20 protein-coding genes and 2 tRNA genes are annotated in these 25375 nt (G+C 71.4%); 16 read left to right on the plus strand and 6 right to left on the minus strand.

Annotation, left to right across the window (positions count from 1 at the left end):
- Positions 1–221 precede the first annotated feature (221 nt).
- Both ABIC70_RS05760 and ABIC70_RS05765 read right to left on the minus strand, forming a co-directional pair.
- Entirely contained in the window at positions 222–1991 is a 1770-nt protein-coding gene (locus ABIC70_RS05760; protein WP_287089834.1) for a diflavin oxidoreductase, read from the minus strand.
- A 111-nt stretch (positions 1992–2102) separates the two neighbouring features.
- Complete coding sequence (locus ABIC70_RS05765; protein WP_043351854.1) at positions 2103–2618, minus strand: Lrp/AsnC family transcriptional regulator; 516 nt, start codon at positions 2616–2618, stop codon at positions 2103–2105.
- A 269-nt stretch (positions 2619–2887) separates the two neighbouring features.
- Here ABIC70_RS05765 and ABIC70_RS05770 point away from each other — a divergent pair, with 269 nt between their 5' ends.
- The 3 genes from ABIC70_RS05770 to cysN are packed head-to-tail and all read left to right on the plus strand — an operon-like array spanning position 2888 to position 6077.
- Positions 2888–3712, plus strand: a complete 825-nt coding sequence (locus ABIC70_RS05770; RefSeq protein WP_345820358.1) for a phosphoadenylyl-sulfate reductase — start codon at positions 2888–2890, stop codon at positions 3710–3712.
- Positions 3709–4671, plus strand: coding sequence for a sulfate adenylyltransferase subunit CysD (cysD, locus tag ABIC70_RS05775; protein WP_043351851.1), 963 nt, complete (start codon positions 3709–3711; stop codon positions 4669–4671). The genes ABIC70_RS05770 and cysD overlap by 4 nt, the downstream gene beginning before the upstream one ends.
- Complete coding sequence (gene cysN, locus ABIC70_RS05780; protein ID WP_354439170.1) at positions 4671–6077, plus strand: sulfate adenylyltransferase subunit CysN; 1407 nt, start codon at positions 4671–4673, stop codon at positions 6075–6077. The genes cysD and cysN overlap by 1 nt, the downstream gene beginning before the upstream one ends.
- Before the next feature lie 239 nt (positions 6078–6316).
- Here the strand turns inward: cysN and ABIC70_RS05785 are convergent, their stop codons facing one another.
- Together ABIC70_RS05785 and ABIC70_RS05790 are read right to left on the minus strand one after the other, a co-directional pair.
- Positions 6317–7357 carry a fumarylacetoacetate hydrolase family protein gene (locus ABIC70_RS05785; RefSeq protein WP_354439171.1) on the minus strand — a complete coding sequence of 347 codons (1041 nt, stop codon included), beginning with the start codon at positions 7355–7357 and terminating at the stop codon, positions 6317–6319.
- A 108-nt stretch (positions 7358–7465) separates the two neighbouring features.
- Positions 7466–8491, minus strand: a complete 1026-nt coding sequence (locus tag ABIC70_RS05790) for an LLM class flavin-dependent oxidoreductase (protein WP_043756970.1) — start codon at positions 8489–8491, stop codon at positions 7466–7468.
- Between the two features lie 201 nt (positions 8492–8692).
- On the opposite strand from ABIC70_RS05790, the gene ABIC70_RS05795 reads away from it, so the two are divergent.
- The 3 genes from ABIC70_RS05795 to ABIC70_RS05805 all read left to right on the plus strand — a co-directional run bounded on the left by ABIC70_RS05795 (position 8693) and on the right by ABIC70_RS05805 (position 11925).
- Positions 8693–9895 carry a pyridoxal phosphate-dependent aminotransferase gene (locus ABIC70_RS05795; protein WP_043386866.1) on the plus strand — a complete coding sequence of 401 codons (1203 nt, stop codon included), beginning with the start codon at positions 8693–8695 and terminating at the stop codon, positions 9893–9895.
- 578 nt (positions 9896–10473) lie between these two features.
- Positions 10474–10857 carry a hypothetical protein gene (locus ABIC70_RS05800; RefSeq protein ID WP_043386864.1) on the plus strand — a complete coding sequence of 128 codons (384 nt, stop codon included), beginning with the start codon at positions 10474–10476 and terminating at the stop codon, positions 10855–10857.
- Between the two features lie 114 nt (positions 10858–10971).
- Positions 10972–11925: a DMT family transporter gene (locus ABIC70_RS05805; protein ID WP_043346933.1), complete on the plus strand. Its 954-nt coding sequence runs from the start codon at positions 10972–10974 to the stop codon at positions 11923–11925.
- A gap of 30 nt (positions 11926–11955) precedes the next feature.
- Here ABIC70_RS05805 and ABIC70_RS05810 read toward each other — a convergent pair whose 3' ends face one another.
- Positions 11956–12225: a hypothetical protein gene (locus tag ABIC70_RS05810; protein WP_043346930.1), complete on the minus strand. Its 270-nt coding sequence runs from the start codon at positions 12223–12225 to the stop codon at positions 11956–11958.
- A gap of 333 nt (positions 12226–12558) precedes the next feature.
- Between ABIC70_RS05810 and ileS the strand changes: the two genes are divergently transcribed.
- From ileS to ABIC70_RS05845, 7 genes are all read left to right on the plus strand, one after another.
- Positions 12559–15525: an isoleucine--tRNA ligase gene (ileS, locus tag ABIC70_RS05815; RefSeq protein WP_354439172.1), complete on the plus strand. Its 2967-nt coding sequence runs from the start codon at positions 12559–12561 to the stop codon at positions 15523–15525.
- Between the two features lie 232 nt (positions 15526–15757).
- Positions 15758–16273, plus strand: a complete 516-nt coding sequence (lspA, locus tag ABIC70_RS05820) for a signal peptidase II (protein ID WP_043386857.1) — start codon at positions 15758–15760, stop codon at positions 16271–16273.
- A gap of 160 nt (positions 16274–16433) precedes the next feature.
- Positions 16434–17096, plus strand: coding sequence for a hypothetical protein (locus tag ABIC70_RS05825; RefSeq protein WP_043346925.1), 663 nt, complete (start codon positions 16434–16436; stop codon positions 17094–17096).
- Positions 17097–17255: 159 nt separating this feature from the next.
- Positions 17256–18665 carry a M16 family metallopeptidase gene (locus tag ABIC70_RS05830; RefSeq protein ID WP_043346924.1) on the plus strand — a complete coding sequence of 470 codons (1410 nt, stop codon included), beginning with the start codon at positions 17256–17258 and terminating at the stop codon, positions 18663–18665.
- Positions 18666–18771: 106 nt separating this feature from the next.
- On the plus strand, positions 18772–20067 hold the full coding sequence (locus ABIC70_RS05835) for a M16 family metallopeptidase (protein ID WP_043756983.1): 1296 nt from the start codon (positions 18772–18774) through the stop codon (positions 20065–20067).
- A 291-nt stretch (positions 20068–20358) separates the two neighbouring features.
- Positions 20359–21309, plus strand: a complete 951-nt coding sequence (locus tag ABIC70_RS05840; protein ID WP_354439175.1) for a ring-cleaving dioxygenase — start codon at positions 20359–20361, stop codon at positions 21307–21309.
- Positions 21310–21623: 314 nt separating this feature from the next.
- Positions 21624–22397: a ferredoxin--NADP reductase gene (locus ABIC70_RS05845; RefSeq protein ID WP_043346916.1), complete on the plus strand. Its 774-nt coding sequence runs from the start codon at positions 21624–21626 to the stop codon at positions 22395–22397.
- Positions 22398–22422: 25 nt separating this feature from the next.
- Here the strand turns inward: ABIC70_RS05845 and ABIC70_RS05850 are convergent, their stop codons facing one another.
- Positions 22423–22722 carry a helix-turn-helix domain-containing protein gene (locus tag ABIC70_RS05850; RefSeq protein WP_354439176.1) on the minus strand — a complete coding sequence of 100 codons (300 nt, stop codon included), beginning with the start codon at positions 22720–22722 and terminating at the stop codon, positions 22423–22425.
- A gap of 646 nt (positions 22723–23368) precedes the next feature.
- Here ABIC70_RS05850 and ABIC70_RS05855 point away from each other — a divergent pair.
- From ABIC70_RS05855 to ABIC70_RS05865, 3 genes are all read left to right on the plus strand, one after another.
- Positions 23369–23436, plus strand: a tRNA-Ser gene (locus ABIC70_RS05855).
- Positions 23437–23568: transfer RNA gene (locus ABIC70_RS05860), tRNA-OTHER, on the plus strand.
- 221 nt (positions 23569–23789) lie between these two features.
- On the plus strand, positions 23790–25364 hold the full coding sequence (locus tag ABIC70_RS05865) for a TROVE domain-containing protein (RefSeq protein ID WP_354439178.1): 1575 nt from the start codon (positions 23790–23792) through the stop codon (positions 25362–25364).
- Positions 25365–25375 lie beyond the last annotated feature (11 nt).

Genomic DNA, 25375 nt, shown 5'->3' on the forward strand with positions numbered 1-25375 from the left:
GTCAGGGGTGGGTGCCGAGCGGAACGCGTGCCGGTTCACGGGAAGGGCGGGAGCCGCGACGGTCCCCCTCTCCCGTGCGGGAGAGGGTCGGGGAGAGGGATGCGCCCTCTCCGGAAAGACCTGGATCCCTCACCCTGTCCCTCTCCCGCACGGGAGAGGGGACCCGCGCCCCGTCCTGCTCCGCTCCAATCTCGATCCTGCGGCCTCGGAAGGCCGGTCCGTTAGTACACGTCCTGCTGGTAGCGGTGACCGCGCTCCAAAGCCGCGACCTGGGTCTCCGCGTCGGCGGCGCTCAGGTTCTTCACGGTCTGGTACGCGCCCACCACCGCGGCCCGCACGTCCTTGGCCATGTTCTTGGCATCGCCGCAGACGTAGAGATGGGCGCCCCCATCCAGCCAGGAGACCAACTCCTGCGCGTGCTGGGTGATCCGGTCCTGCACGTAGACCTTTTCCGGCTGGTCCCGCGAGAAGGCCACGTCGATCTTCGTGAGCGACCCGTCCTCCAGGGCGTCCTGCCACTCGAGCTGGTACAGGAAGTCGTGGGTGAAGTGCCGGTCGCCGAAGAACAGCCACGACCGCCCGGGGGCCTCGATCGCCCGGCGCTCCTGCACGAAGGCGCGGAACGGCGCGACGCCGGTGCCGGGGCCGACCATGATGATGTCGGTGGCCGGGTCCTGCGGCAGGCGGAAGTGGCGGTTCGGCTTCAGCCGCACCCGCAGCTTGGCGCCGTCGCGGATCCGGTCGGCCACGTGGACCGAGGCGACGCCCGAGCGGGCGCGGCCGTGGGTCTCGTAGCGCACCGCCGCGATGGCGAGGTGGACCTCGTCGCCCACCTCCTTGCGCGAGGAGGCGATCGAGTAGGCCCGCGGCGGCAGCGGCCGGGTGATGGTGCCGAGATGCTCGGCCGTGAGCTTGGCCGGATAGGTCTCCAGCAGGTCGATCAGGTGCCGCCCCTCGATCCAGGCCTTGGCCTCGCCGCTGTCGATGAGCGTCTGCGCCTGCGTGTGGCCGGTGGCCTTGACGAAACGCTCGACCGTGGCGGCCGACAGCGTGGTGATGTCCCGCTCGGCCAGCAGCGCCTTGCGCAGGGCCTCGTCGCCCGAGAGCCCGGCGGCGTTGAGGATCTCGTCCACGAGCTGCGGGTCGTTCTCGGGGAAGATTTCCAGCGAGTCGCCCGGCTCGTAGGCCGGGGCGCCCTCCTCGAAGGCGAGGGCGAGGTGGATCGTCTCCTTGTCGGAGCGCGAGGAATTGAGGTTCACGTGCTCGACGACCTCGACCACCACGGGCTCGCGGCTCGGCTCGGCGTCGTCCTCCTCGCCGGTGCCGGCGCGGGCGAAGTCCACCGCCACGACGTTGTCGGGCTGCTCCGCCGGGGCGAGCGCCTTGAGCGCGCCCTTGATCCAGTCGGCCGCCGGCTTCTCGAAGTCGAGGTCGAGGTCGGCCCGCTCCGCGGCGCGCTTGCCTCCCAGCGCCTCGAAGCGTTCGTCGAGGGCCTTCCCGATGGCGCAGAACTCCGCGTAGGAGGTGTCGCCGAGCGCCAGCACCGCGAACTCGACGCCGTCGAGGCGCGGGGCGCCCTCCCCCATCAGCTCGCCATAGGCCCGCACGGCCCGGGCCGGCGGCTCGCCCTCGCCCCAGGTGGCCGCGATGGCGACGAGCTTGCCGGCCTTGGGCAGGGTCGCGATGTCGAGATCGGCGAAATCCACCACCTTCGGCTTGAAGCCCTGCTTGCGCGCGAGCTTCGCGACGGTGCCGGCCAGCGTCTCGGAATTCCCCGATTCGCTCGCGTAGATCACCGTCAGCGGCGCGGCGGCCTTGGGCGGCGCGGCCGGCAAAGCGGCGGGCTGGCCACCGGCGGCGTCGAGGCCCGCCAGGAAGCCGGCCAGCCATGCGCGCTGCGTGGGGCTCGCGGCGCCGAGCACCGCATCGAGGCTGGCGCGCTCGCCGTCCCCGAACGGGGCGGTGCGCGGGAGGAGGTTCTGGCGGGACATTACGAGACCATGTCGGGGCCTGCGCGGCCCGTGTCAATCAAGAAACGTTCTTTTTGCAGAACGGGCGGAGACGAGAACATCACATTCGCTGCACTGCGAAAAAAGAGAATATCATTCTCCCACCACGGAGAGGACCGGGGAGGTCCCGGGCAGATGGCGCCCGTTCTTCGGCGGCGCCGGCAGCGGCAGCGCCGTCGTGGATTTCACCTTTTCCATGGCGAAGCGGGAGGTGACGTTCTTGAGCGGCAGCACCGCGATGAGGTGCTTGTAGAAGCTGTCATAGGCCTGCATGTCGGCGACGACGACCCGCAGCATGTAGTCCACGTCGCCCGCCATCCGGTAGAACTCCAGCACCTCCGGCATGGCCGAGACGGTTGCGGCGAAGCGCTGCAGCCAGTCCTGGGAATGGTCGGCGGTCTCGATGGAGACGAACACGGTCAGCCCGAGGCCGAGCTTCACCGGATCGAGCACCGCCACCCGCCGGTCGATGACCCCGTCGGCCTCCAGCTTCTGGATCCGCTTCCAGCACGGAGTCTGCGACAGGCCCACGCGTTCGCCGATCGCCGCGATGGAGAGCGTCGCGTCGGTCTGCAGCAGGGCGAGAATCTTCAGATCGATCGCGTCCAAAGCTGTCTCCGTGGGCTTCCGCCGCGCGCGGGGCGCGGGCGCATATAGGAGGCTACCGGTCTCGGTGAGAAGAATCTTTTACCTCGGGACCAGGTTGCCCGCGCCGATTGCTGTGCGCAACCGCACGCCGAACCGCCGGCCCGACACCGTCAAGCGCGCCGGGGCGCCTTGACTTCGTTCGGTATAGCGAACATTTCCGCCCTTCGACAACAGGCATGGCGCAGGCCGTGGCCTTTCCACCCACCACGCGAACCCCGGGACATGGCGCGATGACCCGTCCGGACCGACAGACGGCCGAAGCCCTCGCGGAGCGGCTGTCCGGGCTCGACCTTCCAGGCCGCCTCCACCTGATCGCCGCCGAGATCCCCGGCCGCCTCGTCTTCACGACGAGCCTGGGCGTCGAGGATCAGGCGCTCACCCACGCCCTGGCCATGGCGGGCCTGGCGAAGGGGCGCGTCGAGATCGTCACCCTCGATACCGGCCGCCTCTTCGCCGAGACCTACGACACCTGGACCGAGACCGAAGCGGCCTACGGCATCCGGATCGCCGCCTATGCGCCCGAGCGCGCGGCCGCGGAGGCGTTCGTTCGGAACGAAGGCATCAACGGCTTCCGGCGCTCGGTGGCCGCCCGGCAGGCCTGCTGCGGCTTCCGCAAGGTCGAGCCGCTGGGCCGGGCGCTCGAAGGCGCGAGCGGCTGGCTCACGGGCCTGCGGGCCGGCCAGTCCGCCAACCGCGCCGAGACGCCGCTGGCCGAGTTCGACCCCGCCCGCGGCCTGATCAAGCTGAACCCCCTGGCCGATTGGTCCCGGGCGCAGGTCGACAGCTTCGTGCGCGAGAACTTCGTTCCCTACAACGTCCTGCACGACCGGGGCTTCCCGTCGATCGGCTGCGCCCCCTGCACCCGGGCCGTGAAGCTCGGCGAGCCCGAGCGCGCCGGCCGCTGGTGGTGGGAGCAGGAGGAGAAGAAGGAATGCGGCCTGCATGTCGGACGCCCCGGGGCGTCGGTGCAGCCCGGCCAGGAGGCCGCCGTTTTCGAGACTCCTTTAAAGACTAACCAAGATCATTCAGCCCGCCAGCCGGAGTTCGCCCGATGAGCGCCGCCCTCGCCGCCACCGTGCCGCCGAGCGCCCCTGCGTCCGCACAGACCTCTGCCGACCGCCTCAGCCACCTCAAGCGGCTTGAGGCCGAGGCCATCCACATCTTCCGGGAGACGGTCGCCGAGACCGAGAACCCGGTGATGCTCTACTCGATCGGCAAGGATTCCTCGGTGCTGCTGCACCTCGCCCTCAAGGCCTTCGCGCCCGGGCGGCTGCCGTTCCCGCTGCTCCACGTCGACACCACGTGGAAGTTCCGCGAGATGATCGCCTTCCGCGACGCCCGCGCCAAGGAACTCGGCCTCGACCTCCTGATCCACACGAACCCGGACGGGCTCGCCCGCGGCATCGGACCGGTGAGCCACGGCTCCGAGGTCCACACCGACGTGATGAAGACGCAGGCCCTGCGGCAGGCCCTCGACAAGCACAAGTTCGATGCGGCCTTCGGCGGCGCCCGCCGCGACGAGGAGGCGAGCCGCGCCAAGGAGCGGATCATCTCCCTGCGCACCGCACAGCACCGATGGGACCCGAAGCGCCAGCGCGCCGAGCCCTGGCACCTCTACAATCTCAAGAAGAAGCGGGGCGAATCCCTGCGGGTCTTCCCGCTGTCGAACTGGACCGAGCTCGACATCTGGCTCTACATCGAGCAGGAAAACATTCCGATCGTGCCGCTCTACTTCGCCAAGGAGCGGCCCGTGGTGGAGCGCGACGGGCAGCTGATCATGGTCGACGACGACCGGCTGCCGCTGGCGCCCGGCGAGACCCCGCAGCAGCGGCTCGTCCGCTTCCGCACGCTCGGCTGCTACCCGCTCACCGGCGCGGTGGAGAGCGACGCCGCGACGCTCCCCGAGATCATCGGCGAGACGCTCGCCGCCCGCACCTCGGAGCGCCAGGGCCGGGTGATCGACAAGGACGGGGCCGGCGCCATGGAGCGCAAGAAGCAGGAGGGCTATTTCTGATGACGGTGCACCAGGCTCCCACGGCCTTCGCCGATCGCGCCTCCGGCTACGCGGCCTTCCTCACGGCCCACCGCAGCAAGGCGGTGCTGCGCTTCATCGCCTGCGGCTCGGTGGATGACGGCAAGTCGACCCTGATCGGGCGGCTCCTGCACGACACCAAGCAGATCTTCGACGACCAGATCTCGGCCCTCCAGCGCGATTCGCGCAAGCACGGGACGCAGGGGCAGGAGGTGGATCTCGCGCTGCTGGTGGACGGCCTCCAGGCCGAGCGCGAGCAGGGCATCACGATCGACGTCGCCTACCGGTTCTTCTCCACCGACAAGCGCTCGTTCATCGTGGCCGACACGCCAGGCCACGAGCAGTACACCCGCAACATGGCCACCGGCGCCTCGACGGCGGACGTGGCGGTGATCCTGGTCGATGCCCGCCAGGGCCTGACCCGCCAGACCCGGCGCCACGCGCTGCTGGTCTCGAATCTCGGGATCCGCCGGGTCGTGCTGGCGGTGAACAAGATGGATCTCGCCGGCTGGGCGCAGGGCACCTTCGACGGCATCGTCGCGGGCTTCTCCGACTTCGCCCGGGATCTGAACTTCGCCGAGGTCAAGGCGATCCCGCTCTCGGCCAAGAACGGCGACAACGTCGTGGAGCCGGGCATCGCGACGCCCTGGTACACGGGCGGCCCCCTTCTCGCCTACCTGGAGACGGTGCCGGTCCGCGCCGAGGCGCTGAACGCGCCGTTCCGCATGGCGGTGCAGTGGGTCAACCGGCCCAATTCCGAGTTCCGCGGCTACAGCGGCCGGATCGCCAGCGGCCGGGTGCGTCCGGGCGATTCCGTGACGGTCCAGCCCTCCGGCCGGACCTCGACCGTGGCGCGGATCTACACCGCCGACGGCGACCTGCCCGAGGCCGGCGAGGACGAGTCGGTGACCCTGGTGCTGGCCGACCAGATCGACGCCTCCCGCGGTCAGGTGATCGTGGCCACCGACGCACCGATGCGGGTCACCGAGACCCTCGACGCCCGCCTGTTCTGGGCGGCCGAGACCGATCTCAACCCAGGTGCCAGCCTGTTCGCCAAGATCGGCACCGCCACGGTCACCGCGACCGTGGAACGGATCATCTCGCGCATCGACCCGGAGACCGGCAAGCCCGGCCCGGCCGAGCGCCTGTCGGCCAACGACATCGCCGACGTGTCCCTGCGCCTCGACCGGGCGGTGGCGGTCGACGCCTACGCGGAGAACCGCGAGACCGGCAGCCTGATCCTGATCGACCGCGAGACCACCGACACGGCGGCCCTCGGATTGGTCCTGACGCCGAAGGTGGCGCCCGCGCAGGCGGCGACGCCCGGCGTGAAGCCGGCGGACGGGGGCGGCTTCCTCGCCCGTCTCGGTCGCCTGTTCGGGCGCTGAGGACGGCCGGGCGCGCGACTGGTTTCAGGATCGGGCGCGGGTCCCCTCTTCCGTGCGGGAGAGGGACAGGGTGAGGGATCAGGTCTGTCCGGAGACGGATCGACCTGACTGCGCGGCAAGGGCGTGCTTGATCCTGTGGCGTCTCGTCCCTCACCCCAACCCTCTCCCGCACGGGAGAGGGGGCCGGTCGCGCGCCGCGCCCGTGAAGGCGCAGCGGACCGCGCCGTCGCGCAACGCGATCAGACCAGCTTGAACTGCAGCGCCCCGAGCCCTTCCAGCTCCGAGACCACCTCGTCGCCGGGCTTCAGCCACGCCCGGTCCTTGCGCGGAGTCTTCTCGCCGAAGATCACCCCCTGCGGCGTGCCCGTGTAGAAGATGTCTCCCGGCTTGATCGTCATCACCTTGGACGCGAAGCTGATCAGCTGGCGGCAGTTGAAGATCATGTCGTTGGTGCTCCAGTCCTGGCGCACCTGGCCGTTGACCAGCGTCTTGAGCTTGAGGTTGTTCGGGTCCTTCACCCGGTCGGCGGTCACCAGGTAGGGGCCGAGCGGCGCGAACCCGTCCGAGGTCTTGCCGATCATGAATTGCGAGGTCAGCGTCTGGAGGTCCCGGGCGCTGAAATCGTTGCCCGTGCAGTAGCCGGCGAGATAGTCGAGGGCGTCCGCCTCGGACACGTTCCGGCACTCGCGGCCGAACACCATCACCAGCTCGGTCTCGTAGTCGAATTCCCGCGCCGCCTGGGTCGGCAGCGTGATCGTGCCGCCGTGGTGGTTCAGGGCGTTGTTGTACTTGTTGAACAGCGGCGGGTCCTTGGGGATCGGTGTGCCGGTCTCCTCCGCGTGGTGGCGGTAGTTGAAGCCCATCATGATGATCTTCTCGGGCCGCGTGACCACCGGCGCGTAGGCGATGCCGGATTCCGCCAGCATGAAGCGCCCGTCGGGGGCGGCCTCGACCGCGTCGATCAGCGCCCGCAGCGCCGGGCCGCGCCCGTTCTGGAGAAGGTCGTCCATGTCGGTGGGAACCGGCATCCCGAGCGCCCGGCCGGCGGCTTCGACGTCGAGCACGCCGTCCCTGGTCTTCACGCCCAGGGCGTAGCCGTCGCCGCGGCGCATGTTGAGCAGGATCATGTCCCGAGGCATGCCGAAGGGCGGCGGCGCCGCCGGCGCGGTGTTGGGCGCGGTCTTCGGAGCCGCCGTGCGCTCCTCGGCGGCCCGGGCCGGCGCCGCGGCGGCGGCGAGGCCCGCGGCCGTGGCGGTCAGAAATTCGCGTCGGTTGCCCATGCTGCCTCTCCTCCGGTCGGCCCGTCTGGTCGCGGGCGTGATCCGGGCGGGAGCCTGCACGGCCGGCGGCGGCGCCGCCAGGACCCCGCGGCGGGGGCCGGTGACGGCTCAGGCCGCCTGTGAGGCGGCGCCGAGCCCCCAGGCCTGCGCCAGCAGCGCGTAGGATTCGTGCCGGGCGGCCTGATCGGGGATCGCCGTGACGACCATCAGCTCGTCGGCCTGCGTGCGCTGGACCATGTCGGCGAGCCGGGCCCGCAGGGTCTCGGGGCCGCCCACGTGCAGGCGGTCGCGGCCGCGCGCGATCTGCATCCGCTCGGCGTCGGAATACGGGTAGGCCAGCGCCTCGGCGAGGCTCGGCAGCGGCCGGTACTCGCCCCGCTCCCGCCGCAGCGTCGCCAGCCGCGCGCTGGAGGCCAGCCGCTCGGCCTCCGCATCCGTGGGGGCGCAGATCGCCGCCACCGCCAGGATCGCGTGGGGCTTCGCGCCGAGCCGCGTCGGCTGGAACCGGTTCCGGTAATCCAGCATCGGCGGCTCCGCGGGCATCCCGGAGAAGTGCTGCGCGAAGCCGAAGCCGCAGCCGATCTCGGCGGCGAGGCGAGCGCTGTAATCGGAGGAGCCGAGCAGGAAGATCGGCGGCAGCGGCACCCCCGCGGGGCTCGCCTCGATCCGCGCGAACGGATGCCCCTCCGGGAAGCCGCCGTCCCAGAACAGGAGCTCCTGCAGGCGGTCGAGGAAATCGTCCCCGCCGCCCTCCCCCGGCGCCTCCCGGCGGCGCAGCGCCCGGGCGGTGAGGCCGTCGGTGCCGGGCGCGCGCCCGAGACCCAGATCGATCCGGCCCGGGAACAGCGCCTCCAGCACCCGGAAGCGCTCGGCCACCATCAGCGGCGCGTGGTTCGGCAGCATGATCCCGCCCGAGCCGACCCGAAGGTCGCGGGTCGCGGCGGCGATCTGGCCGATCATGATCTCGGGGGCGGGGCTCGCCACGTTGGGCAGGGCGTGGTGCTCGGCGAGCCAGTAGCGCCGGTAGCCGAGGCCGTCGACGTGGCGGGCGAGCGCCAGGGTGTCGTGCAGGGCCTGCGCCGGGGTCGAATCGGCGCCGACGAAGGAGAGGTCGAGGACGGAGAGCGGAGTCATGGACAGGATCTGGTAACGACGATCCCGCAAAGCGAGAGCAGCCGCGCAGGCGAGACCTGCGCCGCGCGCCCGGCGCGAGATCCGGCTTCGTGCCGCGCACCGCCTTGCCGGCTCAGCGTCCCGGGCCTAGGGTCCGCCGCGCCGCAAAAAGGGGCGGCGAACGGGCATTCCTCGCCCACGCAATCCGGAGCACCGCACGCCATGGCTCTCCTCGCCGACGTCCTCTCGCGGGTGAAGCCGTCCGCGACCATCGTGATGACCCAGAAGGCCCGGGACCTGAAGGCCTCCGGCGTCGACGTCATCAGCCTGTCGGTGGGCGAGCCCGACTTCGACACGCCCGAGCACATCAAGCAGGCCGCCATCGCGGCGATCCACCGGAACGAGACCCGCTACCCGCCGGTCTCCGGCATCGTGCCCCTGCGCGAGGCGATCGTGCGCAAGTTCAAGCGCGAGAACGGGCTCGACTACAAGGTCTCGCAGACCATCGTGGGCACGGGCGGCAAGCAGGTGCTGTACAACGCCTTCCTCGCCACCCTGAACCCCGGCGACGAGGTGGTGATCCCCCGCCCCTACTGGGTGTCCTACCCGGAGATGGTCGGCCTGTGCGGCGGCACGCCGGTCTTCGCCGACACCGACATGGCCAACGGCTTCAAGCTCCAGCCCGAGGAGCTCGACCGGGTCCTGACGCCGAAGACCAAGTGGATCGTCCTCAACTCGCCCTCGAACCCGTCTGGGGCCGCCTATTCCCGCGCCGAGATGAAGGCGCTGACCGACGTGCTGCTCCGCTATCCGGACGTGCACATCCTCACCGACGACATCTACGAGCACCTGACCTACGGCGATTTCGAATTCGTCACCCCGGCCCAGGTCGAGCCGCAGCTCGTCGAGCGGACGCTGACCATGAACGGCGTCTCGAAGGGCTACGCCATGACCGGCTGGCGCATCGGCTACGCGGCCGGGCCGGAGACGCTCATCAAGGCGATGGATTTCGTCCAGGGCCAGCAGACCTCCGGCGCCAGCACGATCGCGCAATGGGCCGCGGTCGCTGCCCTCGACGGCCCTCAGGATCACCTCGCCACGTTCCGGGCAGCCTTCCAGGGCCGGCGCGACCTCGTCGTGTCGATGCTCAACCAGACCAACGGCCTGACCTGCCCGACGCCCGAGGGCGCGTTCTACGTCTACCCGTCCTGCGCGGCGCTGATCGGCAAGAAGACGGAGGCCGGCAAGACCATCGAGACCGACGAGGACTTCGTCATGGAGCTGCTCCAGGCCGAGGGCGTGGCCGCGGTGCATGGCTCGGCCTTCGGGCTCGGCCCGAACCTGCGCATCTCCTACGCGACGTCGAACGCGGTGCTGGAGGAGGCCTGCCGGCGTATCCAGCGCTTCTGCGGCTCGCTGCGGTAGGGCCCTCCGGGCGATCCTTCCCGGGCGCGGACCCCGGTCCGCGCTCGGCGTGACGGGGCTCGCGCCCGCGCTCTTGCCCGCGCTCTCGGGGGCGCCCTCCGGTCGGCCGCGGGGCCCGCTGATACGCTTCGCCGCGGCCGCGGCGGCGCACGGATCGCCGCGCGGGCCACCGAAACGGTCCCGCCTCTGTTGCCGGCTCGGCTGTCACCCTCTACACGGGCTGTCCCCAGCGGCCGATGCGCCTGAAGGTTTCGCGAGCCCGCTCGGGCCTGCATGGCAGCGGGGTCGGCAGTGACGGGGCGGTCCGGACCAGTTCTCTGGACCGTTCCTGTGAGGCTCAGTGGGCCGAGTCGCTGCAGGAGTGTCGGGAGCGCGGGGAACAGGAACCGCGGGTTCGGCGCAAGGCCCACAAGATTCCCCGTCGACCGAGCGCCGGAGCCGTCCCGACGCCGCGATCTGACCCGTTCCGGGACAGGGCCGAACGCGACGGTTGCGGCTTCGTTCACGCTCCCGCGCGATGATGCGTCCGGGCCGGGGATCCGGTTCCGCGTAACCGCGTTCTCTCGGGCCTGACGACCATGCGAGCCCTGCTCACCAGCGGCATCAAGGCGATCCTCGGCATCGCCGCGCTCTCCACCGCCGCCCACTGGACTTTGCGCGTGCAGCGCGAGTCCGCCGCGCCCGCCACCGCGACGGCGCGCCCGGCCGAACCGACCGTGACCGGCTCCATCGAGCCGCGCCGGGTCGAGCGGGCCGCCGCGCTGGTCCCCGCCTCGGTGCCGGCCCCTGCGGCGGCGGTTCCGGTGGCGGCCGCGCGCGCCGCTCCGGGGCTCGACCAGTCGCATCTGGCTGCCCTGATCGCCGGCGCCACGCCGCCCAAGCCGAAGCTCGCCAAGACCGCGACCAAGACGGCCTCCGCCGAGAAGACGGCCTCCGCCGAGAAGGCCGCGGTGAAGCGCTGAGCTCCGCCCCGGCCCGGGCGATCGTGCGGGCTGCATGGTTCCCCTGCGCGGCGGCGGATACCGGCGAAGCGCCGGGCGTGGCAGTGAACCGGCCTCTACCGAGATGGGTCAGGCATGAGCACGCAGGTCGCGACCTCCGTCCCCGATGACATCGGCGCGCCGCGCGCCGCTCCGGAGGTCGACCTCGCCGGCCGCCGACGGATCGTCGGCATCGCGCTGATGTGCGGGGCCGTCGCCTTCTTCGCCAGCCTCGATGCCTGCGGCAAGACCCTGGCGCGGGCCGGCGTCGACCCGCTGGTCACCACCTTCATGCGCTACGCGGCCAGCGTCGCCATGATCTCCCTGTTCATCAACCCGGTGCGCACGCCGGGCGTGGTGAAGAGCCGGCGGCTGCCGTTGCAGATCGTCCGCTCGCTGCTGCTCTTCGCCTCCACGGCCCTGAACTTCCTGGCCCTGCGCTACCTGCAACTCGCCGAGACGATCTCGATCCAGTTCGCCGCGCCGCTCACCGTGGCGCTGCTCGCCGGGCCGCTGCTCGGCGAGTGGTCGTCGCGGGCGCGGCTCATGGCGATCGGCGTCGGCTTCCTGGGGGTGCTGGTGATCGTGCGCCCGGGCGTGGGCGGGATGCATCCGGCCGCGCTGCTGTGCGTCGCCAACGTCGTGGTCTACGCCTTCTACGCGATCATCACGCGCAAGCTCGCGGCCTACGATTCGACCGCCACGACCATGTTCTACACGGGGCTCGCGGGCCTCGCGCTGATGGCCCCGCTCCTGCCCTGGATCTGGACGAGCCCGGCGAGCCTGACCCACTGGGCCCTGCTGTTCGGGGTCGCGCTGTTCGGGACGCTGGGCCACTGGCTGCTGGTGATGGCCCATGCCCGGGCCCCGGCCAACGTGCTGGCACCGTTCATCTACACGCAGCTGCTGTGGTCGGTGACGCTGGGCTTCCTGCTGTTCGGCGACGTTCCGAGCCGCTGGACCGTGGCGGGCGCCATGATCGTCGTCGGCTCGGGCCTGTATCTCCTGGCGCAGGAGACGATCCGCCGGGACACGCGTCCGGCCGCCTGAGGCGGCCGGACGGTCCGGTGACGGATCGGGTCAGCGGCCCATGCGCTCCTGGCGCTCCATCCGCTCCTCGCGGCGGTTCTCGCGCGCACGCCGGGCCGGATCCGGATCGGTGCCGAGCACGCCGCCGACCGTGCCGGTGGCTGCGCCCACCGCGCCACCGACGACCCCGCCCACAGGACCGGCCGCAGCCGCGCCATCCTCGGCACCCCGCTGGGCGCCGCGGGCCGTGCCCTGGGCCTGCGCGGCGCCGGCAAAGGCGAGGGGCGCGAGGGCGAGGGTCGTGATCAGTAGCTTCTTCATGGGTCTGCTCCGGTCATACGGTCTGGGAGTCTCCGCGCCGCCTCGGGGCGCGGAGGATGTGCCTGTTCAACGGTTCAGGCGCCGATTGGTCCCATTCGCGGTCACGGGCGCGTGATCCGCGCTGCCGCTGGCCTCGGGCCGGAGCGGCTGATAGAGAACGGGTCATGCACGCTTCGCGCGCCCTGCGCGGCTTCGGCCGCCCGATCCGAATTACCGGCCCGGCCTCCGCCTGAGGGCCCGCTTCGGCGCGGCCGCGCGGAGGTCCGGGATCCTCCTGCCGCCTGACCCGATTCCGCCGGCCTTTCGCCGGCCCGACCGCCGATGCGAGATCCGATGACGACCCCCGAGACCGCGCCCGCCCGCGACTATTCCAAGACCCTGTTCCTGCCGCAGACCGAGTTCCCGATGCGCGCCGGCCTGCCGGTGCGCGAGCCGCTGTTCATCGAGCGCTGGAAGCGGATGGACCTCTACGGGAAGCTGCGCGCCGGCGGCCAGGGCCGGCCGAAATTCGTGCTCCACGACGGCCCGCCCTACGCCAACGGCAACATCCACATCGGCACGGCGCTCAACAAGATCCTCAAGGACGTGGTGGTCCGTTCGCAGACCGCCCTCGGCTTCGACGCCAACTACGTCCCGGGCTGGGACTGCCACGGCCTGCCGATCGAGTGGAAGATCGAGGAGCAGTACCGCGCCAAGGGCCGCAACAAGGACGACGTGCCGGTGATCGAGTTCCGGCAGGAATGCCGGACTTTCGCGGCCCACTGGCTCGACGTGCAGCGCGAGGAGTTCAAGCGGCTCGGCGTCACCGGCGACTGGGACCATCCCTACGCGACCATGGCGTACCCGGCCGAGGCGGTGATCGCCGACGAGCTGATGAAGTTCTCGATGAGCGGCCAGCTCTATCGCGGCTCGAAGCCCGTGATGTGGTCGGTGGTGGAGAAGACCGCGCTGGCCGAGGCGGAGGTCGAGTACGAGGAGCACGTCAGCGACACGATTTTTTGTGCTTTTCCGATCCGGTCCGGCGCCGAGGGTGATCTCGCGCAGGCCCGGGTGGTGATCTGGACGACCACCCCCTGGACGATCCCGGGCAACCGCGCGGTCGCCTACTCCAAGAAGATCGCCTACGGCCTTTACCGGGTCACCGAGGCGCCGGCCGACAACTGGGCGACCCCCGGCCAGACCTATGTCTTCGCCGACAGCCTGGCCGCGACCGTGTTCAAGGCCGCCCGCGTCGAGGCGTTCGCGCGCGTCGGCGACGTGAGCCCGGCGATGCTCGCCGCCCTCACCCTGGACCATCCCCTGGCCCAGCGCGGCTACGGCTTCGCGGTGCCGATGCTCGACGGCGACCATGTCACGGACGAGTCCGGCACGGGCTTCGTCCACACGGCGCCGAGCCACGGCCGCGAGGATTTCGAGCTCTGGATGGCGAGCGGCCGGTCGCTGCGCGAGCGCGGCATCGACACGACCATCCCCTACACGGTGGATGCGGACGGCGTGCTCACGGAGGCCGCCCCGGGCTTCACCGGCACCCGCGTGCTCACCGCCAAGGGCGAGAAGGGCGACGCCAACAAGGCGGTCATCGCCGCGCTGACCGAGGCCGGGGCGCTGATCGCCCGCGGGGTGCTGCGCCACCAATACCCGCATTCCTGGCGCTCCAAGAAGCCGGTGATCTTCCGCAACACGCCGCAATGGTTCATCGCCATGGACCGGCCGGTGGATTTGCTCGGCGACCGGACGCTCCGCGAGGTGGCGCTCCAGGGCATCGACGACACCCAGTGGGTGCCGGCCCAGGGCAAGAACCGCATCACCGGCATGGTCGCCAACCGGCCGGACTGGGTGGTCTCGCGCCAGCGCGCCTGGGGCGTGCCGATCACCGTGTTCGTCCACCGGGAGACGGCCGAGATCCTGAAGGACGAGCGCGTCAACGCCCGCATCCGCGACGCCTTCGCGGCCGAGGGCGCCGACGCGTGGTTCCAGGACGACGCCGCCCAGCGCTTCCTGGCACCGGACCACGACCCGGCCGCCTACGACAAGGTCACCGACGTCCTCGACGTCTGGTTCGATTCGGGCTCGACCCACGCCTTCGTGCTGGACGATCCGGAGGCCTTCCCGGGCCTGGCCGGAGTGACGCGCGTCCGCGACGGCGGCCAGGATCGGGTCATGTACCTGGAGGGCTCCGACCAGCACCGCGGCTGGTTCCAGTCCTCGCTGCTCGAATCCGCCGGGACCCGCGGCCGGGCGCCCTACGACATCGTCCTGACCCACGGCTTCGTGCTCGACGGCAAGGGCCTGAAGATGTCGAAGTCCAAGGGCAACGTCGTCGCGCCGCAGAGCGTCATCAAGGATTCGGGGGCCGACATCCTGCGCCTGTGGGTCGCCGCCTCCGACTACACCGACGACCTGCGCATCGGGCCGGAGATCATCAAGACCTTCGCGGAGACCTACCGGAAGCTGCGCAACTCCCTGCGGTGGATGCTGGGCTCGCTGGCCCACCGGGTTCAGGGCGACGACGTGGCCTACGCGGACATGCCGGAGCTGGAGCGGTTGATCCTGCACCGGCTCGCCGAGCTCGACGGCGAGATCCGCGAGGCCTACGCGGCCTTCGACACCAAGCGGGTGGTGGCGCTGCTCAACGGCTTCATGACCGGCGACCTGTCGTCCTTCTACTTCGATGTCCGCAAGGATGCCCTGTACTGCGATCCGATCTCCTCGGTCCGCCGCCGGGCGGCGCTGCAGGTGATCGACGAGGCCTTCCGGCGGGTGGCGATCTGGCTCGCCCCGGTGCTCGCCTTCACGGCCGAGGAGGCGTGGCTCGACCGCTACCCGTCCGAGGACGGCTCGGTGCATCTCCAGACGCTGCCGGAGACCCCGGCCGCGTGGCTCGACGCCGCCCTCGCGGAGCGCTGGCACAAGATCCGGCGGGTGCGGCGGGTCGTGACCGGCGCCCTGGAGATCGAGCGCGCGGCGAAGCGCATCGGCGCGAGCCTGGAGGCGGCCCCGCTTGTCTACGTCGCGGATCCCGAGTTGCTCGCCGCGCTCGAGGGCTGCGACTTCGCCGACACCTGCATCACCTCGGACATCACCGTGGTGGCGGGCGAGGGGCCGGCCGACGCCTTCCGCCTCGACGAGATCCGCGGCGTCGCCGTGGTGCCGAGCCCGGCCGAGGGGCGCAAATGCGCCCGCTCCTGGCGGGTGAGCCCCAGCGTTGGCAGCGATCCGGACTATCCGGACGTGACCCCCCGCGACGCCCGGGCCCTGCGCGAGTGGGACGCGGCGCATCCGGAGGCGAGCGCGGCGTGAAGAGGCGCGCGACGGTGCTCTCCCTCTCCTCCCTGCGGGGGAGAGTGGCCCTCGCGTCCGCGAGGGTCGGCAGAGGGGAGCCCGGCTTCCGGTCGCGGCGCGACCGTCTTGAAGCCCACAGCCTTTCTCTGCGCCGTCGCTCCCCTCTCTCCCGCTGCTGCGCAGGGTACCCTCCCCCGCAGAGGGGAGAGGGCGATGCGCCCGCACGGCACGGGTCGCGGGGTCGGCGCCCGTGACCCCCTTCCGCGCCGGCCTTCTGGCCCTCCTCCTCACCCTGGTCCTCGACCAGGCCTCCAAGCTCGGCCTCTATTTCGGCACCGACCTCGTGCTGACCCAGCCCTGGCGGCTGGCGCCGTTCGTCGACTTCGTCGTGGTCTGGAACCGGGGCGTCTCCTACGGCCTGTTCCAGCAGGAGGGCGGGATCGGGCGCTGGCTCCTCGTGGTCCTGTCGCTCGCCGCCGCGATCGGCCTCGGGATCTGGATGCGCCGGGCCGGCTCGCGGCTCCTCGGCGTCGCCCTGGGGCTCATCGTCGGCGGGGCGCTCGGCAACGCCATCGACCGGGCCGCCTACGGGGCGGTGTTCGACTTCGTCCACCTGCATGCCGGCGGCTGGTCCTGGTACGTGTTCAACGTCGCCGATGCGGCGATCGTGGCCGGCGTGATCGGCCTGATCCTCGACAGCCTGTCCCCGGACAGCCGCAAGGAGCGGCCGCTTCCGTCGCAGGGCGACCCCGCGCCGCGCCTGTGATCCGCGCAACACACAGGTCCACCTGCATGCCTGCCCTGGCGCAACGTGGCCAAGGCGCCATACGATCGCCGGAAACCGGTCTCAGGCCGGAACCCGTCGGATCAGGCCGCGCCGCGGTCATCCCAGAGCCGGACGCTCCGTCCGGAACCCGTGAGGCAGCATGACCGGGCATAGCAGGCTTCGTCCCCTCCTCTCCGCCGCGGTCGTCCTGGCCCCGCTCTGCGCCGGCACCGCGCAGGCGCAGGAGCGCGGCGAATTCATGCGCGACGCGCTGTCGGGGATCGGCCTCTTGGAGAAGCGCCAGGATCCGATCGACTATCACGAGCGCCCGCCGCTGGTGATGCCGCCCAAGATCGACGGCAAGGCCCTGCCCCAGCCCCGGGCGCGCTCCACCAGCACCGCGTGGCCGAAGGATCCCGAGATCGTCGAGCGCGAGCGCGCCGCCGTGGAGCGGCGTAATCCCAGGGGCGCCCAGGCCCAGGGCCGCTACGACGACAACAACGCGACGCTCTCCGTGGATGAGATGCGCGGCGGCCGCCGCGCCGGGGCGGGCCTCACGACCACGGCCGAGCGGAAGCCCGGCGACAACAACCGCGACGACAGCCTGCTCAGCCCCTTCGAGCTCCTGAAGGGCAAGAGCGCCAATGCCGAGCCGTCCGACATCGAGCCGAGCCGCGACACGCTCACGGATCCGCCGACCGGATACCGCCAGTCGCCCAAGAAGCTGGCCCGCCCGCCGTCGAGCGACCCGATCAACAACGCCAGCCGCGAACGCGAAGAGGCGGATCCCGGCGCGTATCTCCGGAAGCGCGCGCAGCAGTGACGGGGGCGCCGTGTCGCCGTTGCAACGACGACGCGGCATGGCAACATGAGATGATCGTCCCGGTACGGCTCTTGCCCACCGGAGACCAGGACGGCCCCGAACCACGAACGCGTCCTGTCGTGGAACGCTTCGATCCGGGGCCGGCAGAAGGAAAGCGGAATGCACCTGTTCAGGAAGGCGACGCCCCACCTCTTCCCGCTGCGTCCGGGTTCGTCCTTCGGCGGCAGCGCCGGCCGGGGCGAGGCCGCGCCGTTCGGGCGTTCCGAGGCGGGCGGACCGGAAGTGACGGCCTTCACCCTCGACAACGGCCTCGACGTGGTGGTCGTCCCCGACCACCGGGCCCCCGTCGCCACCCACATGATCTGGTACCGCAACGGCTCAGCCGATGATCCCCTCGGCCAGTCGGGCATCGCCCACTTCCTCGAGCACCTGATGTTCAAGGGCACCGAGAAGCACCCCGTCGGGGCCTTCTCCAAGGCGGTGTCGGGCCTGGGCGGCCAGGAGAACGCCTTCACCAGCTACGACTACACGGCCTATTTCCAGCGGGTCGCCCGGGATCATCTCGGCACCATGATGGCGTTCGAGGCGGACCGGATGAGCGGCCTCGTCCTCGACGATGCCGTCGTGGCGCCCGAGCGCGACGTGGTGCTGGAGGAGCGCCGCATGCGGGTCGAGACCGACCCCTCCGCGCAGCTCTCCGAGGCGATGGCCGCCGGCCTGTTCGTGCACCATCCCTACGGCATCCCGATCATCGGCTGGATGCACGAGATCGAGGGACTGAACCGCGAGCATGCGCTCGCCTACTACAAGCGCTTCTACACCCCCGAGAACGCCATCCTGGTGGTCGCGGGCGACGTCACCCCGGACGAGGTGCGTCGCCTCGCCGAGGACACCTACGGCCGCGTGACGCCCCAGGGCGCCCGGCCGGAGCGCCTGCGGGCGCGGGAGCCGGAGCCGAAGGCGCTGCGCCGCGTCGCCGTGGCCGACCCGAAGGTGGAGCAGCCGACCCTGCAGCGGCTCTACCTCACGCCCTCCTGCATCACCGCCCGCGACGGCGGCTGCCACGACCTGGAACTCCTCGCCGAGGTGCTGGGCGGCGGCTCGACCTCCTACCTCTACCGCAAGCTGGTCATGGAGAGCGGCCTCGCGGTGAATGCCGGCGCCTGGTACATGGGCTCGGCGATCGACGACACCCGCTTCTCCGTTTACGCGGTGCCCGCCGAGGGCGTGCCGCTGGAGAAGCTGGAGGAGGCCGTCGACAAGGTGCTGCGCCGCGCGCCCGCCGAGGCCCTGGACGCCGAGGCGATCGAGCGGGCCAAGACCCGCCTCGTGGCCGAGACCGTGTACTCCTCCGACAGCCAGTCGTCGCTGGCGCGCATCTACGGGTCTGCGCTCGCGATCGGCGAGACCATCGAGGAGGTCCGCCGCTGGCCGACCGATATCGAGGGGGTGACGCAGGACCGCCTCAAGACCGCCGCCGAGCGCTGGCTGACGCCGGCCCGCTCGGTGACCGGTTACCTGACCAAGGCGCAGGATCCGGACGCCCCGGTCGCGATGGCCGCCGAGTAGCCCCGGGCGCGTCCCGCCCGGCCCTCGGAGGGCCGGCACGGGGCGTGTGCCGAACGGGAGCCTTGGCCCGCTCCGCCGTCGCCCGAGAAAGAGACAAGAGGTTCCCATGAGCTTGGCCGAGACTCTGGTCGAGACCGCCGCCCCCGCCGCCACGTCGCCCACGACGGCGCTGCCGGTGACGACCGCCCCCGGCATCGAGGCGTGGCACGTCGAATCGCCGGTGGTGCCGATGATCGCCCTCGCCTTCACCTTCGAGGGCGGCGCCGCGCAGGACCCGGCGGGCAAGGCCGGCTGCGCCCAGATGCTGGCGCGGCTCCTCGATGAAGGGGCGGGCGACCTCACCTCCGATCTGTTCCAGGAGCGGCTGGCCGCCCGGGCCATCGAACTGTCCTTCCATGCCGGCGCCGACGCGGTCGGCGGCTCGCTGAAGATGCTGGTCAAGCACGCCGACGAGGGCATCGCTCTCCTCGCCCTGGCGCTGGCCAAGCCCCGCTTCGATCCGGACGCGATCGAGCGGGTTCGGGCCCAGATCATCGCCGGCCTGCGCTACCAGCAGAACGATCCGGGCGTCCTGGCCTCGCGGCGCTTCTTCAAGGAGGCCTTCGCCGGCCACCCCTACGCCCGACCCTCCTCCGGCACCGTGGAGAGCGTCGCGGCGATCACCCGCGAGGACCTGCTGGAGATGCATGCCCGCATCATCGGGCGCGGCCGGGTCAAGGTTGCGGCCGTCGGCGCCATCGGGGCGGAGCAACTCGCCGAGGGTCTGAACCGCGCCTTCGGGGCGCTCCCCGAGGCCGGGGCGCTGAAGGCGGTGCCGCGGACCGAGGTCCAGGATCTCGGCCGCCGCATCGTCGTCGACCTCGACGTGCCCCAGTCGGTGATCCGGTTCGGCATGGCCGGCGTGCCCTGGCGGGACCCGGATTTCATCCCGGCCTACGTGCTGAACCACATCCTCGGGGGCGGCGCCTTCACGTCCCGCCTGTTCCAGGAGGTGCGCGAGAAGCGCGGGCTGGCCTACTCGGTGGGGACCTCCCTGGTCAGCCACCGGTCCGCCGCGATGACCTGGGGCTACACCGCCACCAAGAACGAGCGCGTCGGCGAGGCGCTGTCGGTGATCGGCGACGAGATCGGCCGGCTCATCACCGACGGGCCGGACGACGACGAATTGCAGAAGGCCAAGGACTACCTCACCGGCTCCTACGCCCTGGGCTTCGACACCTCGACCAAGATCGCCCACCAGCTGGTGCAGATCGCCTTCGAGGAGCTCGGCATGGACTACATCGCCCGCCGCAACGCCATGGTCTCGGCCGTGACCCAGGCGGATATCCGCCGGGCCGCCGCCCGCACCTTCGCGGACGGCAAGATGCTGGTGGTCGCCGCCGGCCGTCCGGTCGGGCTCTGAGCTTTCGGAGCGGACCATCGCGGCGGTCGACCGCGAGGCCGTCCGCTCCAACCCTTCATCCTGGAGGCTGAACGATCGTCGATCGTTCAGCCTCCAGGTGTTGTCCAGGGCCCGCACGGCTGGCTGGAAGACCTGTCCCAGTCCCCGCGCACGGCGTCGGCATCTCCGGACCGGATTGCGCCCGGACGAGGCGCCTTCCGACGCGATGTCGATCGGCCCGGAAGCCTCGGTGCTCGCAGTGCCGGCGGGGATCCCTACCTGAGACGCATCGGCGTCAACCCCCGGATCGACATGCACCTCACCGGCCTCCATCACCTCACGGCGGTGACCGCCCGCGCGGCCGAGAACGTCGCCTTCTACACCGGGACGCTGGGCCTGCGCCTCGTCAAGAAGACGGTGAATCAGGATGACGTCTCGGCCTACCACCTGTTCTACGCGGACGGGCTGGCGAGCCCCGGCACGGACATCACCTTCTTCGACTGGCCGGCGCCCCCGGAGCGGCGGGGCTCCAACAGCATCACCCGCACGCATCTGCGTGTGCCCGGCGAGGGCGCGGTGGCCTGGTGGCACGCCCGGCTGCGCGAGGCCGGGATCGTCGAGGCCGAGCCCGCCCTGCGCGACGGGCGCCTCACCCTCGACTTCGAGGATCCGGAGGGTCAGCGCCTCGCCCTGGTCGATGACGGCGGGACCGGGCCGGAGCATCCCTGGGACGGCTCGCCGGTGCCGGCGGCCTACCAGATCCGCGGCCTCGGCCCGATCCGGCTCTCGGTGCCGGACCCGGCCCGCACCGCCGCGGTGCTGACCGAGGTGCTCGGCATGCGTCGGGACCGCGTCTTCGAGACGGGCGACGGGCCGGTGGCGGTCTACGCCATGGGGCCCGGCGGCCCGGCCGCGGAGGTCCAGCTCCTGGCCGATCGGTCCGCGCCGGCCCGCCAGGGCGCGGGCGCGGTTCACCACGTCGCCTTCCGCATCCCGGATGCGGATTACGGCGGCTGGGCCGACCGGCTCAAGGCCGCCCGGGTTCCGACCAGCGGGCCGGTGGACCGCTACTACTTCCGCAGCCTCTACTTCCGCGAGCCCAACGGCATCCTGTTCGAGATCGCCACGGATGGGCCCGGCTTCACCGCGGACGAGCCGCTGGAGACCCTGGGCGACCGCCTCGCCCTGCCGCCGTTCCTTGAGCCGCGCCGGGCCGAGATCGAGGCGGGATTGAAGCCGCTCCACCTCGGAACCGCCGGCTGATCGCGCCGCGCGAGGCCCGGCGGGCGGCAACCCTCCCATGTCCGGAGCGGTGCTGCAGACCTTCCGCGAAGACGCTAAATATTCGAACGATTCCAGGCCGTTCACTTCTTTCGCGAGTGTGATCCCGGCGCGCCTTGACGGGCGTGCTGCAACTGCGAAAGAAGCAGCGCGCGTGTGTCATCCGGATCCGGGCGGGCTCTCTCGTCGAGGATCCACCCCCGCCCGAGCGGGGCGGCGGGGATCCGCCGAACCACGGCCCCCGAATCGTCGGGACCGTGAGCCGAGCATCAGAGGATTCGAGGGCTGATCCGTCGATGAGCAAGTTCTACGAGGAGCGCGTCCTGTCGGTCCACCACTGGACCGACAATCTGTTCTCGTTCCGCACGACCCGCGACCCGGCGTTCCGGTTCCGCAACGGCGAGTTCACCATGATCGGCCTGGAGGTCGAGGGCCGGCCGCTGCTGCGCGCCTATTCCGTGGTCTCGGCCAATTACGAGGAGGAACTGGAGTTCTTCTCGATCAAGGTCCAGGACGGCCCGCTGACCTCGAAGCTCCAGCACCTCAAGGTCGGCGACCCGATCATCGTCGGCAAGAAGCCCACCGGCACCCTCGTGCTCGACAACCTCCTGCCGGGCAAGAACCTCTACTTGCTCGGCACCGGCACGGGGCTCGCGCCGTTCCTGTCGATCATCAAGGATCCGGAGGCTTACGAGCGCTTCGAGAAGGTCGTGCTGGTCCATGGCTGCCGGCAGGTGCAGGAACTCGCCTACGGCGAGACCATCACCGAGACGCTGCCCAAGCATGAATTCCTGGGGGAGATGATCTCGAACCAGCTGATCTACTACCCGACCGTGACCCGCGAGCCGTTCCGCAATCGCGGCCGGATCACCGACCTCATGGTCTCGGGCAAGCTGTTCGAGGATATCGGCCTGCCGGACATGTCGATCGAGAACGACCGGTTCATGCTGTGCGGCAGCCCCGACATGATCCGCGACACGCGCGAGCTGCTCTCGGGCCGCGGCTACGAGGAGGGCAACCACGGCGAGGCCGGTCACTACGTGATCGAGAAGGCCTTCGTGGAGAAGTAGCCCGCCGCGCAGGTCGGTTTCGGGTTCAGCCCGGTGCGGTCCGCCGCGCCGGGCTTTTCTGTGCCGGCCCGTCCCCGGATCCGGTCGCGGGGGCGGGGGCGGGGCGCAGGATGGCCCCGTATCCCTCCTGATCGTCGCCGACGAAGCGGATGCCCGCCCCTTCGAGGACCGTGCGGATCGCCGCGAGGGTCCGGTTGCGGGGCTGGACCTGTTCGCTCTCGATCATGTTCAGGGTGACGACGGAGACCGCGGCGCGGCTCGCGAGAACCCCTTGCGTCCATTTGAGAAGTCCGCGGCCGGCGCGGATCTGGGCGGCAGTGATCATGGCTCCGGCATCGCCCGAACTGAAAGAATTTTCAAGTTTCCGGTTGACGCAGGTCGAGCGCGGCCGTATCCACCCCGCCATCGGCCTGCCGGGCCGGTGATCCGAGGTTATCGCACCCTTGGGACGTCCGCGGCCGGCGAGCCGCGGGGGTGAAACGCCCAGTACGCCTCGATCGGACATGACCGGCAGACCTCTGATATTCACCGGCGCGGGCCGGAGACGCTCGGTTATCCCTGTCACGGATCCCCCCGAGCCTCATCGACACGCCCGCGTCACCCGCAGCCCCGTTCGGACGGAGCCTGGCATGAAACAGCACGACGGAATCGGCGTCGCGGCGTTCGCCCGTCCCGGGCTGATGCGACCGTTACGGTCGTATCGCGGGGCTCTCGGCCCGAGAGGCTGAGCGCGTCCGGGCGGAGCCCGGCGCCGCTGACGCGGTTCCCACGCGCGTCTCGAGGACCCTGCGGGCCGGCAGGGGACGGTTATCATCGGTAGAGCGCCGCGGGCTTGTCCCGCGGAGGTTGCGGGTTCGATCCCCGCCGGGGGCCGCGAGGTCGCCGGAGCTCATGCCCGTCCCCGACACCACGACCGCAGGGCCCCGCGAGACGACCGTGGAGCCGACCGTGCGCGGATCCCGACCGACGATGCGGGCCGGAGAGGAACGGTTATCCTGACCTAGGAGGAGGTCGCGGGTTCGAATCCCGCCGGGCCGCGAGGCCCGTAGCTCAGCCCGGATAGAGCGCCCAGACACCGTTCCTCACGCCACGACCGCATCGCCCGGACGCGGGCCGGAAGACGAAGGTTCTCGGGATCCGAGGGGTGCGGGTGCAAGTCCCGCCGGGCCGTCAGGCCCGTCGCTCAAGCAGAGCATCGGACAAGCCCTTCGTCGCCGCCACGCCCACAGCCGGACGGAAACCCGCCCCCGACGACACGAGAGACCGGCCGCCCGGCAGCGGCGGAGGACGACGCGCTGCGGCCGCGTCCCCCGCCCGTCCGCGCGCGCCGAAACGCGCCACCGGCCGGCGATCGGCCGCGATGGAGAGAGGAGAGACAGAGAGGAGCCCGCCATGACGAAGCTTGCACAGATGTTCCGGCTCCGAGCCACCCCGCAGGCGGAGCCGATCCCCGACACGGTGCCGAACGCCGCCGGGGGCCACGCCTTCGCGGTCGGCGACTGGGCGCGGTTCGACCGCTTCCTGGTGCTCGGCTCCGAGGGCGGCTCGTACTACGCGAGCCCGCGCGCCCTGACCGCCGAGAACGCGGCTTCCGTGCAGCGGTGCATCGCGCAGGACGGCGCCCGCGCGGTCGCCGCCATCGTGGCGGTGAGCGAGGGCGGCCGGGCTCCGAAGCAGGATCCGGCGATCTTCGCCCTGGCGCTGGCGGCCGCTTCGGCGGATCTGGCGACCCGGCGCGCGGCGCTCGCGGCCCTGCCCCGGGTCTGCCGCACCGGCACCCACCTGTTCCAGTTCGCCGCGTCCGTCGAGGCGATGCGCGGCTGGGGCCGGGGCCTGCGCCGGGCCGTCGGCGGCTGGTACTGCGCCAAGCCCGTGGAGGCCCTGGCCTTCCAGGCGGTGAAGTACCGGGCCCGTCAGGGCTGGTCGCACCGCGACCTGCTGCGGCTGGCCCATCCGGAGACGGAGGAGCCCGCCCGGAAGGCGCTGTTCGACTGGATCTGCCGCGGCACCGTGACCGAGGCCGCCCCCGGGATCGTCCACGCCTTCGCGCAGGTGCAGGCGGAGGGCATCGACGGGGCGGTGGCCGCCGCCCTGGTGCGCTCGCACGGCCTGCCCTGGGAGGCGCTGCCGACCGGGCTGATGGGCAGCCGCGCGGTGAACGAGGCCCTGATCGAGCGGATGCCGGTCGGAGCCCTCGTGCGCCAGCTCGGCCGCCTGACGGCCGCGGGGGTGCTCGCGCCCTTCTCGGAGGGCACCGAGCATGTCCGGTCGGTCCTGTCGGACCGGGAGCGCATCCTCCGGGCGCGCCTCCCCCCGATGGCGCTGCTGCTGGCCCTCAAGACCTACGCCTCCGGGCGCGGTCAGCGGGGCACGCTCGCCTGGGAGCCGGTGGCCGCGATCGTCGAGGCGCTGAACGCCGCGTTCTACACGGCGTTCAGCGCGGTGGAGCCCACGGGCCGGCGCCTCGTGCTGGCGCTGGACGTCTCGGGTTCGATGGGCGCCAGCACGGTCGTGGGCTCGACGCTCACGGCCCGGGAGGCGGCCGCCGCGATGGCGCTCGTCACCGCGGCGACCGAGGAGCACTGGCAGGTGCTCGGCTTCACCGACGGTCTGACGCCCCTGGCGATCGGCCCGTCGATGCGGCTCGATCAGGCGGTGCGGGCGACCGCCGACCTGCCGTTCGGCGCCACCGACTGCGCCCTGCCGATGCGCTGGGCGCTGGAGCGGGGCGTGAAGGCCGACGCGTTCGTGGTCTACACGGACTCGGAGACCTGGGCGGGGCCGGTCCACCCGGTCCAGGCCCTGCGGGCGTACCGGGAGAAGACCGGGATCCCGGCGAAGCTGGTGGTCGTGGGGCTGGTCGCCAACGGCTTCAGCATCGCCGACCCGGCGGATCCCGGCATGCTCGACGTGGTCGGCTTCGACGCGGCGGCACCGGCCGTGATCGCGGATTTCATCCGCGCGTGAGACCGGGGCGG

The sequence above is a fragment of the Methylobacterium sp. 1973 genome (genome assembly GCF_040545035.1).
Classification (GTDB): Bacteria; Pseudomonadota; Alphaproteobacteria; order Rhizobiales; family Beijerinckiaceae; genus Methylobacterium; species Methylobacterium fujisawaense.

Excerpts from the sequence above, each read along its gene's own strand:
- cysD (WP_043351851.1), top strand. The coding sequence starts at position 3,709 with ATGAGCGCCGCCCTCGCCGCCACCGTGCCGCCGAGCGCCCCTGCGTCC.
- ABIC70_RS05785 (WP_354439171.1), bottom strand. The coding sequence starts at position 7,357 with ATGGGCAACCGACGCGAATTTCTGACCGCCACGGCCGCGGGCCTCGCC.
- ABIC70_RS05795 (WP_043386866.1), top strand. The coding sequence starts at position 8,693 with ATGGCTCTCCTCGCCGACGTCCTCTCGCGGGTGAAGCCGTCCGCGACC.
- ABIC70_RS05845 (WP_043346916.1), top strand. The coding sequence starts at position 21,624 with ATGAGCAAGTTCTACGAGGAGCGCGTCCTGTCGGTCCACCACTGGACC.
- ABIC70_RS05835 (WP_043756983.1), top strand. The coding sequence starts at position 18,772 with ATGAGCTTGGCCGAGACTCTGGTCGAGACCGCCGCCCCCGCCGCCACG.
- ABIC70_RS05840 (WP_354439175.1), top strand. The coding sequence starts at position 20,359 with ATGCACCTCACCGGCCTCCATCACCTCACGGCGGTGACCGCCCGCGCG.
- ABIC70_RS05805 (WP_043346933.1), top strand. The coding sequence starts at position 10,972 with ATGAGCACGCAGGTCGCGACCTCCGTCCCCGATGACATCGGCGCGCCG.
- ABIC70_RS05770 (WP_345820358.1), top strand. The coding sequence starts at position 2,888 with ATGACCCGTCCGGACCGACAGACGGCCGAAGCCCTCGCGGAGCGGCTG.
- ABIC70_RS05865 (WP_354439178.1), top strand. The coding sequence starts at position 23,790 with ATGACGAAGCTTGCACAGATGTTCCGGCTCCGAGCCACCCCGCAGGCG.
- ABIC70_RS05800 (WP_043386864.1), top strand. The coding sequence starts at position 10,474 with ATGCGAGCCCTGCTCACCAGCGGCATCAAGGCGATCCTCGGCATCGCC.
- ABIC70_RS05825 (WP_043346925.1), top strand. The coding sequence starts at position 16,434 with ATGACCGGGCATAGCAGGCTTCGTCCCCTCCTCTCCGCCGCGGTCGTC.
- ABIC70_RS05850 (WP_354439176.1), bottom strand. The coding sequence starts at position 22,722 with ATGATCACTGCCGCCCAGATCCGCGCCGGCCGCGGACTTCTCAAATGG.
- ABIC70_RS05830 (WP_043346924.1), top strand. The coding sequence starts at position 17,256 with ATGCACCTGTTCAGGAAGGCGACGCCCCACCTCTTCCCGCTGCGTCCG.
- ABIC70_RS05790 (WP_043756970.1), bottom strand. The coding sequence starts at position 8,491 with ATGACTCCGCTCTCCGTCCTCGACCTCTCCTTCGTCGGCGCCGATTCG.
- cysN (WP_354439170.1), top strand. The coding sequence starts at position 4,671 with ATGACGGTGCACCAGGCTCCCACGGCCTTCGCCGATCGCGCCTCCGGC.
- ABIC70_RS05760 (WP_287089834.1), bottom strand. The coding sequence starts at position 1,991 with ATGTCCCGCCAGAACCTCCTCCCGCGCACCGCCCCGTTCGGGGACGGC.
- ABIC70_RS05810 (WP_043346930.1), bottom strand. The coding sequence starts at position 12,225 with ATGAAGAAGCTACTGATCACGACCCTCGCCCTCGCGCCCCTCGCCTTT.
- ileS (WP_354439172.1), top strand. The coding sequence starts at position 12,559 with ATGACGACCCCCGAGACCGCGCCCGCCCGCGACTATTCCAAGACCCTG.